The following is an 11,413-nucleotide window of genomic DNA, read 5'->3' as shown; positions in this document are numbered from 1 at the left end:
GACTCACGGTGACAGCCACGGCGGACGGGAGCAGACGGGTTGCAGCATGTGGCCAGAGTGTGGCCGCAGCCGCCGGTGTCGCGGCGAACGACCTGTTCACAAGAGAAGATAGACAACGTGACAGACACAGGACCGGCTGTTCCAGGCTGCACGGACGTGGTGCTGGTCCGGTCCGGTATCCCACAGGTGTACCGATGCCTATGGCAAGGGACCACGGTCAGCGCCCTGGTGTACCCGGTGCGCGTCGACGCCGGAACGGCTGCCACGTTCGCCAAACAGGCGAAGGCACTGCAGGGCGTGGACCACCCGCAGGTGGCACGTGTCCTGGAACCGGGCATGACCGACGGCTACCCGTACCTGGTCACCACTGCCGACGCAGGCACGCTGGCGGACCAGTTGCGCGATCAGCTCCGTTCTCCCGCGGACCTCGCCGTACTGGGCCAGCAGCTCGCAGAAGGGCTAGTAGCGATCCATGCCGCCGGGCTGGTCCACGGTGGCCTCGCACCAGGTGCCGTGGTGCTGCAGCAGGACGGCCGACCTCAACTGTCCGCCCTGACGCTAGGGCTCGGTCAACACACCGGCCACGCCGCCCTGAACTCACCGAGCCAGCTGTACATCGCGCCGGAGACCCTGCGCGACGGCACCCTCACCGCCTCGTCCGACCTGTACGCGCTCGGTGCCGTGCTATACGCCGCCGGCAGCGGCAAGCCACCGCTCGCAGCGCGGATGGGCGAGACCGCCGGCGAACACATCCTGCGGGTGCTGAACGACCCGCCCGCACGCCTCGACGTACTGCCGGACTCGTTCGCCGGGCTGATCGCGCGATTGCTCGAGAAGGACCCAGCCAAGCGCCCGGGCTCCGCGGCAGAGGTAGCGGCTGCGCTGGGCGTGCTCGCAGCATCCACGACGCCGATGCCGGCTGCACGCTCGGTCGCGCCATCGATGGCTCCTCCGCCGAAGCCGGTCGCTTCGTCGCCGCTGCGGCCGCGGCCAACGGTCCTGAACCGCAGGAACCTGCCGTCATGGCCTCCGGCAACCAATCCAGCTCCTCCGAAGCCTCAGCCCCAACCACAGGCGCAGCCCCAACCACAGGCGCAGCCGCAGCCGCCACGCCAGCCGGTAGCAGCGCCGCCTCCACCGCCTGCGCCTGTTCAACAGCAGCAGACAGCACCACCGGAGCCGCCTGCCCCTGTAAAGCCACCAGCCAAGCGCCGCAACCGCCTGCTGGTGGCAGGTGGCGTAGTGCTCGCCGCAGCGCTCATCACAGGCTTTGCCCTGGCCAACCGCAAGAACCAGACCGACCAGCCACCGATCAGCGCGCCCACACCGACCCAGTCGTCCACACCAGCGCTGGTCATCACGCTGAACCCACCGGCCGACCACAGTACGTACGTCGTCCTCAGCTGGAGCGGACCGTCGGACGTCAACTACGCGGTCGTCGTCGCCCAGGCCGGCCAGAAGGCCACCACGACGCTCGTCTACAAGGCGACCAAGTACCGCGTACCCGTGGTGCCAGGTGTGCAGTACTGCTTCGCGATCCAGGCAACCGACGGGCTCAACCCGGGCCAGTCCCAGTCACGCCCGATCCGCGACGCCCAGTGCGAGGGGCACTGATCAGCCGATCAGGCTGCGCGCATTGAGCGTCGTCCGGATCCGCTGCGTCAACCGTCCCTCGGCCAGCCCGCGACGGGCCTTCCGTACGGCGGACCACGCGAACTCCCGGTCCGGGTCGGAGTCCTGACCGGACCACAGCGCCCGGTCCAGACACCCAGCCAGCAAGGTCATCGCCTGCGACACAGCCCCGTCCGAATCACGCGCCAGGTCCCGTGCGGTCGCGGCCGGCGTCACCCGCATGCCGTGGTCCCGCAGCAGGTCACGGGCCTCCGCCCACGCCCCGCGCGTCCCGTGCCGCCGACGGCGCTGACGACGTACGGCCTTTGCCAGTGGGACTCCTAGGAGCCACAGCAGCAGCACGACGACCAGGACGCCTCCCGCGACCAGCAACGCGCCCCAGCCCGGGGAGTGGTTCGTGGTGGGGGTCTTCGGGGCAGGGAGGTTGGGCTCGGACTGGTGCTCGCGCTCGATCTCTTTGGTGGACGGCAGGTTCTTGCGCACGGTCTCCGCCGCACCGGCCAGGCCGCCCTTGCTTGTCGTGGATGTAGCCGTACCAGTCGGGTCCAGTGGTACCCAGCCGACCCCCGTCACCGCAACCTCCGGCCAGGCGAGTACGTCGCGGTTGCGAATCACGTACGTACCGTCGGGGCTCGGAGTGTCCGGCTGCTTGAACCCGACCACCAGGCGCGCCGGTAGCCCGAGCAGACGGGCCATCACGACGTACGCGGCCGCAAACTGCTCCGACGTACCGCGCTTGCTGTGCTGGAGGAAGTAGTTGAGCTGGGCGTACCCGTGGCCGGTCGGGAGGTTCTCGCCGGTCGCAAGCTTGTAGTTGGTCCGCAGGTACTTCTCGAGCACCAGGGCGAGTTCGAACGACGGCCGCACGTCACCGGCGATGCTGCGGGCAAGCTCGTCGATACCGGCCGGCACCTCGCCGAGGTCGTCACCACTGCGCAGATCCGAGTCGACGCCGGCCGACGCCAGTGCGTCGACGTCGACCGTCGGCTCGGCCCAGTTGACGCGGTACTGCGAGGGCCGGGAGTCCTCTGCCAGCAGAGCACCCGACGCCGGGTCGACCAGCAGCGGCTTGTCGTCCACCACAGACAGCGTGCGGCTCTGGCTCGGCAGCCACGGCAGGGACCAGTCGGCCAGCGCTACGTCGGCGGACTGCCGCCGTACCGGGACCGTCACGTGTGAGTCGAGCGGGAGCTCGCGGCCGAGCCGCTGGAACTTCGGAGCGGCCGTCCAGGTCACTCCGTCGAACGAGTCGAGCGCAATGACCGGCCAACGGTCCACGGGCCCGTTGGCACGTGCTGTGAAGACCACGGTGTCCGGTGAGTGCAGTCGCGCGGCAATCTCGGTCAGGGGGTTGCTCAACACCGTTGGAGAATCAGGTGGGCTCGGCTTCGGCAGGTGCACCGCACTGGACGTCGGCAACGCCACGCTAAGCGTGCTTGCGGCTACCGTCATAGCGGCGAGTGCTGCGACCAGCCGAAGCCAGGACCCGCGATCACCCGGCCACTGCAACAGGACCAGCGCGCAGCAAGCCGTCAGCGCCAGCCCGGCAAGCACTGCGTCGACACCGCTGACAGTGACGTACGCCTGCGACAGCCCAGCCACTACGACCGCAGGCAGCAAAGCCAACAGCCGCGAGCGTTGCAACACCCGTGCCCCGATCAGACAGGCAAGCAGAACGAGTACAGGCACGAACGCGACCAAGTCAGGCACAGGACTGGCCGGCCACGTCGACTCGAGCGTACGGCGCCAACCGGAGGTCACGGCCTCCCACAAGGACAGGGGGCGTCGAGCGGCGCCAGGAATGACCGCAAGCAGCGCGACGATGCCACCGACCAGCGTCAACGGCACCCGCCAGCGAGCGAGCCCTGGCCGGTGCAGGATCGATTCTTCAACCAGGTAGGCGACAACCGCGACCGCCAGCATCGGCCAGAGCACAGCCGCCGTGCCGAAGAGCGGTGCGAACAACAGGCCCGCTACGACGGCAGCGGCGAGTACTCCGAGGATCGGTAGCCGTCGGCTCATGTCGGTACGACGTTCCAGGCGTCGACTGCGTTCTGCGCGTTGTCCGCGTGGATGCGGTGTACGCCGGACGCCGTGTGCAGCGCCGCCTCCTCGTGCGTCACGTCGACGTACACGACGGGCCGGTAGCTCGTCCGCACCGTCGACAGGTCGGCCGCGTCCCCTGTCAGCACCACCAGCGCGCCACCGTCACGTGCGACCGGCAGCAACTCCAGCAGGCTGGTCGTGGTCGTCGACTGCTCGATCCTCGCCAGCTCGTCGAGCAGATCGCCGACGGACTGTACGTCGTGGTCGGTACCGCACGGAGTGGTGAGCCGTAGACGCTGGCCGGACTGTGCGGCAACAACCAGGATCGAGGCCGCGACTGAGACAGCGGTGTCGAACTGGTCAGCGGTCAACACCGACGTGCGTGTGTCCAGCAACACCTGCAGCCGCGGCTGGTCCGGGTCGACGTACTCACGCACCATCAGCCGCCCCGCGCGCGCAGACGCCTTCCAGTGCACGTGTCTGACCTCGTCACCCGGCACGTACTCACGCAGCCGGCGCAGGTCGATCGAGCCACGCAAAGGACCGGCAGACACCGGCCCTTCGAAGTGGTGCCGCTGCCGGATGCCGGCAGCCGTACGCGCGGCGTACCGCTTCGGATGCACCAGAAGCGTTGCAGCGCTACCGATCGACACTCGACAGGACACGAGACTGAACGGGTCCGACCGACGCAACAGCAACGGCCCTACCGACACAGGGCCTCTACGGGAGGTCGGCAGCTCGTAGTGGTACGTGGCAGCGCCGTTGGGTGCCAGGGCCGCGACGGCTACCTCGGACTGGTGCGGGCCGGCCGTGTCAGCCGCTACGAACGCCGGCTGCCGCCGCGTGGCCTCATTACGCACCACCAGCCGCGCCAGCGCGGGCTGACCACACTCGACGCGGTCTGGGTACAACACGCGCTCCACGGTGACCTTTGGACGCCGTACGACGGTCAGCACGCTCAGAAGCACTGCAGCAAGCCCCGCTCCGGCCAGCACCTGCAGCATTGGGTACCCGAGCAGCTGACCCGCCACCAGCAGGGCGATCGAGCCACCCAGTACTCCCCAGGCTCGCAGCGTGAGCCGCGTCGTCATGACACGACGCCAAGAGCCCGCTTGAGATCACGTCGTACGGGATTGCCGGGCGCCGGGGTGTCTTCGAGTACGTCGTCCACGACACTCTCCGCAGTACGACGAGCCAGCGCGGCGTCTGCCGTCAGCACCAGACGGTGCGCAAGAACCGGGTGGGCGATGTTCTTCACGTCGTCCGGCGTCACGAACGACCTGCCGTCCGTTGCAGCCATCGCTCGGGCCGCCCGGACCAGTGCGATGCTGCCGCGCGGGCTGGCGCCGTACCGGACCGCGCTGTGCAGACGGGTGGCCGCAGCGAGCCGGACGGCGTACGCCATCACCGCCTCGTCGACGTACACCGACTTCACCGCAGCCACCACACCACGCAGGGTCTCCGGGTCGATCACCGGCTCCAGGTCGTCAGGCGTCGGACCGGCACCGTCCAGCGCGACCACCTCGACCTCGGCGTCGTGGTCCGGGTAGCCGATCTCGATCCGCAGCAGGAACCGGTCCAGCTGCGCCTCGGGCAGCCGGTACGTGCCTTCCATCTCGATCGGGTTCTGCGTGGCCAGCACCATGAACGGGTCCGGCACCCGACGGGACTCCGCGTCCACGGTGACCTGCCGCTCGGCCATCACCTCGAGCAGCGCGGACTGGGTCTTCGGCGTACCGCGGTTCACCTCGTCGGCGAGCACGATGTTCGCGAACACGCCGCCCGGGTGGAAGACGAACCGGCCCTGGCCCTGGTCGTACACGACCACACCGGTGATGTCGCCGGGCAGCAGGTCGGGCGTGAACTGGATCCGGCTCCAGCGGCCACCGATGCTGCGCGCAAGGCTCCTGGCCAGGCTGGTCTTGCCGAGCCCGGGCAGGTCCTCGATCAGCAGGTGCCCGCCGGCGAACAGCGTCGCGACCGCCAGCCGTACGACCTGTGGCTTACCGCGGATCACCCGCTGCACGTTGGCCGCGATCAGCTCGTACGCCTGCTGCGGCTCCATGCTGCCGCCCGCGTCCCGCATCCCCACTACCTGTCCTTCCGTCGCCGCGCGGTACGTCGTACGACCCCGGACGGCGCACTCGCCGGAGGCAGCGCGGGAGCACCCGCCGCCGGCGTCGCCGTGGTGGAGCCCGCCGTACCAGTTGCTGTTGTACTGCTGCTGTTGTTGCGCTCACGGGTGATCGCCGTGACCGAGATGGTCAGCTGGAGAGCTGTCAGACCGGTGTAGCGCGTGCTTCTCGTTGTGACGGTCCTGTCCGCCTGGCCGGTCGCGGAGACCACGTAGTGCACCAGCTGACCGCCGTTGAGGTTCGGCGCGGTCCAGGTCACCGTTACCGACCCCTTGCCCGGTGTGGCAGTCACCTTAGGAGCTGCGGCCGGACTGTACGGGTAGACGGTGCGGCTGGCGGCGGAGCGCACCGACGTACCAGCACTGTTCGTGGCTGTCACCTGGTAGCTCACGCCCTTCCCCTTGGACGGGTTGAGCGTCGTCGAGGTCAGGTACGTCGGCACCTGGGTCTTCGTACCGTCGGAGCCGATCACGGTGTAGCCGCTGAGCGTGTAGTCCGCGGCGCTCGGCGTTGTCCAGGAGACGGCGACCGAGCCGTCCGGATTGGCGGCGGCGCTGACCTTGGTCGGCGGCCCCGGCGGATCAGCCTTGCCGTTGATCGAGATCACCTTGGAGTCCACGGCCGGGCCGGAGCCGACACTGTTGATCGCTTGCACGGTGAAGACGTAGCCACCGCCGTTCAGCAGCTGGCTGAAGCTGTGGCTCCGGGCGCTACCTGAGACGGTGCCCGAACCCGATGCCGGCAGGCCGACGACGTACGTGCCTGGTGCGACCCGGAAGCTCACCTTGTAGCCGGAGATCGCGGCACCGTTCGCCCGCGCGGCCGTCCACGTCACCGTCGCGTTGCCGCTACCGGGCTTGGCCGTCACCGCTCCAGGCGCGCCGGGTGCGGCCGGCGGCGGGACGGTCGGCTTCGTCGGCTTCACGATCGGCTTCGTCGGCTTCGAGGTCGGCGGCGGCGTCGTCGGGCGGGTGGTCTCGGTCTTCTTCGGCTTGTGCTCGGTCGGGTGCGGTGGCAGCACGGTCCCGGTCGGGTGCGGCTTGCCGATGGTCACCTGGACCGGCGGCAGGATCGGCCGATGCGTCGGCGTCGGGGTGGACGGGGTCGACGTCGGCGTGGGCGTGCTGCTGGGGGTCGGCGCGGTCGGCGTCGGTGTCGGTGTCGGCGACTCGCTCGCGGTCGGGGACACCGGTTTGTCGCCGCCGTTGACGTCCACCTCGCTGACCGAGCCGTCACCGTCGACCACGGTCACCACCTGGCCGGTCTCGTCGTCGATGTACAGCCGGCCGTCCTGCCCAGCCGTGACCCGCGGCCCGCCCTGACGGTCGCCCTGCTTCTTACCTAGGTCGTGCGTGTGCAGCGGCTTGCCGTCCGGAGCGAACGTGCGTACGACGCGCTTGTCGGCATCCAGTACTGCGACGGAGGCCCCGGCCGTGGCGACAGCGTCGTACCGGCCCGGCGGCAGGTTGATGCTCTCGGCCGCCTTGGCTCCGGCAGCGTCGACCAGTAGCAGCCGCTGACCGGCCAGGATCGGGATGCGCCCGTTGACGTCCGACTGCGCTACGACAGAGGTGGTCGGCAGAGCACCAGAAACGTCCAGTGGCACCGCATGGCCGGCCTTGTCGCCGGTCAGCGGAGTCAGGGTGCGTTTGCTCAAGTTGGCGAAGGCAGGCTTGCCGGCCACGCTCAGCAGTGCTCCGGCGTCACTGCCCTGGGTAGGCAGCTCACAGGCCAGTGTGGTCGTCGCGGGCGCCAGTTTGCAGAAGTGGTCCGAGTCGCGCAGCCACAGCGCACCGTCAGCGGTAGCGATCGCACTGGATACCGCACTGCCGACAGTGATCGTCTGCAGCTGGTCACCGAGCCGGACGATCTGGCCGTGCTGCCGGTACACCAGGTACGGGCCGCTCTGCGCCTCGATACCGATCGGTTCCTCCGGGATGCCGATCCGGACCGAGTTCTTCACGGTCAGGTTCGACTTGCCGAACACGATCACGCCGTCGGAGCGCACGACGTACCCGTTGGTGGTGCCCTGGACGACCTGGCTGCCGGTCTCGGCCTGGACGCCGCGGACCTCGGCGTTCACGTTCTTGCCGCCGCCGTCGACCCGGAAGACCGCGCCGAGGGTGGCGTTGTAGACCCAGTGCCCGGCCTGCTGGAACGCGACCGCCGGGGCGCCGCGGCCGAGCGCCGAGTACCCGATGAACGTCCCGAGGACCAGGGCCGCGATCGTCCACCACGCGACGGGGCGGCGGATCGCACTGGCGAGGCGAGTCATGAGGCTAAACGTGCCCTTCCTTTGTCCAGCTGCGGTACAGCGGCGATACATCCGGCCACGAGACGTCCGGAAGCTGTCTTCAGGAGGCGACAGTGGCGCGTGCGGGATCCTCGGGTTCGCCCAGCTCGGCCAGGGCCTGGCGGGCCTCCGCCGCGATCGGGCCCTCCCGCAGCAGCCGTAGTGCGCGGCGGAAGTACTCGGCGGCCTGCTGACGGGCACCACCACTCGCCTCGGCCATCGCCAGGTTCACCAGTACTGTCCCCTCGGCGTCCCGGTCGTCGTGCACCGAGGCGATCCCCAGAGCTGCCGTGAACTCGGCACGGGCGGCCGTGAGCCGCCCTGTCCGTGTCAGCGCGCTCCCGAGGATGTTGCGGGTGATGAGTTCGCCGTACCAGTCCTTGCCGGCACGGGCCGCTGCAGCGACGTCCGACACCAGAGGGGCCCAGTCCGGTACGTCACCACCGGTCTCCACGAACTGGTGCAGTGCACTGGTCAACAGCCACGCGTTGGCCACGTCCTTCTCGGCCAGCAGCTGGCGGACAGCGGTCGTGAACTCGACGTGTCGCGTCGTGAACCAATGGTGAGCAGCCACAGCGTGCTCGCCGTCCAACGCACCAGCAGCTTCCAGTACGGTCCGCACATACGCGTCCGGCCCAGTGGGCTCCGGCTTGGGATGCTCCTCCGGTACGTCGGACAACAGCTGCTGCTGGAGCGCCCGGAGCTCCTGCCCCGGCTCAGTACCCAGCTCGCCCACGAGCGCAGCCCGGGCCTTCTGGTACGTCGCGAGCGCATCAGCCCGCCGTCCCGCGTCCCGGTACGCAACCACCAGCCGCGCCCAGTTCGTCTCCCGCAGGGGGTCCTCGGTCGTCAGGCTCTTGCACAGTGCCACCGCGTCCGCGAACCGCGCCGTACCGATCAACGCATCCGCCAGCCGCTCCCGTACCGACCAGTGCAGCTCAGCCAGCCGCGTCACCTCCGGCTGGTGCTGATCAGTGACCAGCCCCTCGTACGGCGTACCCCGCCAGAGCGACCGCGCCGCCTCCAGGTGCTTCAGCGCCGTCGGAGCATCTCCAGCCCACAGGGCGTCACCACCTGCGGCCAGCAGCGCCTGCAGACGATCCGAGTCCAGCTCACCGGCCTCCACGCGGATCCGGTACGCCTTGGAGCGACTCTCGATCCGCTGCCCGTCCACACCGAGCGGCGGCAGGGTCCTACGCAACTGCCAGATGTACGTACCAATATTGCGCTCAGCCGAAACCGGGGGCGTCCTACCGGACCAGACCGTATCGACGATCTCGCCCACACCGACCCAGCTGTTCGCCTTCACCAACAGCAGGGCAAGCAACGCCCGGGGCTTGTCGGCCCGGATATAGCTGACCGCATCGGTGCCATCGATCTCTACAGGCCCCAGCACCCGGAACAACACCGCCGCACACCTCCACCTGCGCTGGACTCAACGAACCACTCCGACGCAGGGATCCGCACGCCGGTTCCACACCCACAGACCACAATCAGCTACAGAAGGTAATTACCCACACCGCTCCCATCAAACCGAACAGGTGGGTCACACTGGCCCTGTGGAATACGTCGTGCTGTACAACCTCACCGACGGCGCCGACCGCTCACGCCTCCTGGAGGTGTTCCCCAGCCAGAAGACCTACTACGAACAGTTCCACGCAGCCGGCGGTGGACTGATCGCACTAGGCCCATTCCAGGCCCCCGACTCGGCAGCCGCATCGATGGGCATCTTCCGCACTCGCGAGGACGCCGAGCACTTCATCACCAACGACCCGTTCGTCCTGGAGGGCCTGGCGACACCCCGCATCCTCGAGTGGAACGCCGTACATCTCAGCTGACATGCCGGCGGGCGGCATCCCACCTCCGAGAGAGGACGCCACCCGCCGTGTCACTCAGCTATTTCAGTCCCACCACTGGAACTGCCACCCGTGCGCACAATTCCACTCCGGCGCACAGGTCGTGTCCGGATCCCTGGGCCTGCCCCGTTTTGACGGACATCCGAGATCAGGAGCTTGTGCTCCGGAAGGATGTTCATCATGGAGTCCATGGGCAAGAAGAAGCCGCGGCCTCGTCGTTCGTTCACTGCTGAGTTCAAGGCCGAGATCGTCGAGTTGTGCCAGCGCGGCGACCGGTCGGTGGGTCAGGTCGCGAAGGACTTCGATCTGACCGAGACCGCGGTCCGGCAGTGGCTGAACCAGGCCGAGCGTGACGCCGGTACCGGTGACGGTGGGATGACCACGAGCGAGCGAGACGAGCTCAACCAGTTACGGCGGGAGGCTCGCCGGCTGCGTGAGGATGTCGAGATCCTCAAGCGGGCCACGGCTTTCTTCGCGAAGGAGACCCGGTGAACTGTTACCCGTTCATCGAGGCGGAGAAGGCGGGCAATCACAGCGTGAAGCGGGCGTGTGAGTTGCTGCAGGTCTCCCGTTCCGCCTACTACGCCGACCGCACCAGCGGCCCCTCGTTGCGCGAGCAGCGCGACGCCGAACTGACCGGCAAGATCGTCGAGATCCACGACGACTCCCGCTACACCTACGGCTCGCCGCGGGTGCACCGCGAGCTGAGGGCCCAAGGCGAGCGGTGTTCCCGCAAACGGGTCGTCCGGCTGATGCGGGCCGCCGACCGGTACGGGCGAACCCCACGAAGATGGAAGAAGACCACCATCGCCGACCCGGCCGCAGCCACCCGCCCGGACCTGATCGGCCGCGACTTCGACATCGACCCCGACCACCCCGGTCAGCTGGATCGCCGCTGGTGCGGTGACATCACCTACATCCACACCTGGCAAGGCTGGCTCTACCTGGCCACCGTCATCGACCTCGCCTCCCGCCGGGTCGTCGGCTGGGCCGTCGCTGACCATCTGCGCACCGACCTGGTCGCCGACGCGCTCACCGACGCCGTCAACCGGCGCCGGCCCGCGGCCGACGTGGTGTTCCACTCCGATAGGGGCTGTCAGTACACCTCGGCCCAGTTCGCCAACCTGGCAAGGGATCTGTGCGTGACACTGTCGGTCGGTCGCAAGGGTCAGTGCTGGGACAACGCCGTGGCCGAGTCCTTCTTCGCCACCGTGAAGACCGAGCTGATCCACCGCCGTGCTTGGCCGACCCGCAAGGCCGCCAGCAGCGCGCTCTTCGACTACATCGAGGGCTGGTACAACACCCGCCGGCGCCATTCCACCCTCGGCTATCTCAGCCCTACACAGTACGAATCCAGCCTCACGGTCACGGCCGAGCAGGTAGCCTGACCACCTCATATCGACCCTGTCCGTCGAAACGGGTCAAGCCCACCCGGCACCAAACATCGGACA

Annotated in this window: 9 protein-coding genes; 4 read left to right on the top strand and 5 right to left on the bottom strand. The window is 68.6% G+C overall.

Features of this window, described 5'->3' with window-relative positions; genetic code table 11:
• The first annotated feature begins 117 nt into the window (after positions 1-117).
• The gene (locus tag JOF29_RS28065; protein WP_209697420.1) at positions 118-1,614 is read left to right on the top strand and encodes a protein kinase domain-containing protein; all 1,497 of its coding nucleotides are present in this window, start codon (positions 118-120) and stop codon (positions 1,612-1,614) included.
• Here JOF29_RS28065 and JOF29_RS28060 read toward each other — a convergent pair whose 3' ends face one another.
• The 5 genes from JOF29_RS28060 to JOF29_RS28040 all read right to left on the bottom strand — a co-directional run bounded on the left by JOF29_RS28060 (position 1,615) and on the right by JOF29_RS28040 (position 9,514).
• A complete protein-coding gene (locus tag JOF29_RS28060; protein ID WP_209697419.1) occupies positions 1,615-3,654 on the bottom strand; it encodes a transglutaminase TgpA family protein in 2,040 nt (679 codons plus the stop codon).
• Positions 3,651-4,769, bottom strand: coding sequence for a DUF58 domain-containing protein (locus JOF29_RS28055; RefSeq protein ID WP_209697418.1), 1,119 nt, complete (start codon positions 4,767-4,769; stop codon positions 3,651-3,653). The genes JOF29_RS28060 and JOF29_RS28055 overlap by 4 nt, the downstream gene beginning before the upstream one ends.
• A complete protein-coding gene (locus tag JOF29_RS28050; RefSeq protein WP_209700039.1) occupies positions 4,766-5,764 on the bottom strand; it encodes an AAA family ATPase in 999 nt (332 codons plus the stop codon). The genes JOF29_RS28055 and JOF29_RS28050 overlap by 4 nt, the downstream gene beginning before the upstream one ends.
• Before the next feature lie 5 nt (positions 5,765-5,769).
• The gene (locus JOF29_RS28045) at positions 5,770-8,088 is read right to left on the bottom strand and encodes a fibronectin type III domain-containing protein (RefSeq protein ID WP_209697417.1); all 2,319 of its coding nucleotides are present in this window, start codon (positions 8,086-8,088) and stop codon (positions 5,770-5,772) included.
• A gap of 79 nt (positions 8,089-8,167) precedes the next feature.
• The gene (locus tag JOF29_RS28040) at positions 8,168-9,514 is read right to left on the bottom strand and encodes an AfsR/SARP family transcriptional regulator (RefSeq protein ID WP_209697416.1); all 1,347 of its coding nucleotides are present in this window, start codon (positions 9,512-9,514) and stop codon (positions 8,168-8,170) included.
• A gap of 151 nt (positions 9,515-9,665) precedes the next feature.
• On the opposite strand from JOF29_RS28040, the gene JOF29_RS28035 reads away from it, so the two are divergent.
• From JOF29_RS28035 to JOF29_RS28025, 3 genes are all read left to right on the top strand, one after another.
• A complete protein-coding gene (locus JOF29_RS28035) occupies positions 9,666-9,944 on the top strand; it encodes a YciI family protein (RefSeq protein ID WP_209697415.1) in 279 nt (92 codons plus the stop codon).
• Between the two features lie 198 nt (positions 9,945-10,142).
• On the top strand, positions 10,143-10,454 hold the full coding sequence (locus tag JOF29_RS28030; protein ID WP_209695549.1) for a transposase: 312 nt from the start codon (positions 10,143-10,145) through the stop codon (positions 10,452-10,454).
• Complete coding sequence (locus tag JOF29_RS28025) at positions 10,451-11,350, top strand: IS3 family transposase (RefSeq protein WP_209695550.1); 900 nt, start codon at positions 10,451-10,453, stop codon at positions 11,348-11,350. Before JOF29_RS28030 ends, JOF29_RS28025 begins: the two co-directional genes overlap by 4 nt.
• The last annotated feature ends 63 nt before the right edge of the window (positions 11,351-11,413 follow it).

Origin of the sequence: Kribbella aluminosa (assembly GCF_017876295.1) — a bacterium.
Taxonomy (GTDB): Bacteria; Actinomycetota; Actinomycetes; order Propionibacteriales; family Kribbellaceae; genus Kribbella; species Kribbella aluminosa.
The sequence above is the reverse complement of the archived record's forward strand: the minus strand, read 5'-3'. Positions and strand labels throughout refer to the sequence as shown.

Excerpts from the sequence above, each read along its gene's own strand:
- JOF29_RS28055 (WP_209697418.1), bottom strand. The coding sequence starts at position 4,769 with ATGACGACGCGGCTCACGCTGCGAGCCTGGGGAGTACTGGGTGGCTCG.
- JOF29_RS28060 (WP_209697419.1), bottom strand. The coding sequence starts at position 3,654 with ATGAGCCGACGGCTACCGATCCTCGGAGTACTCGCCGCTGCCGTCGTA.
- JOF29_RS28045 (WP_209697417.1), bottom strand. The coding sequence starts at position 8,088 with ATGACTCGCCTCGCCAGTGCGATCCGCCGCCCCGTCGCGTGGTGGACG.
- JOF29_RS28030 (WP_209695549.1), top strand. The coding sequence starts at position 10,143 with ATGGAGTCCATGGGCAAGAAGAAGCCGCGGCCTCGTCGTTCGTTCACT.
- JOF29_RS28050 (WP_209700039.1), bottom strand. The coding sequence starts at position 5,764 with ATGCGGGACGCGGGCGGCAGCATGGAGCCGCAGCAGGCGTACGAGCTG.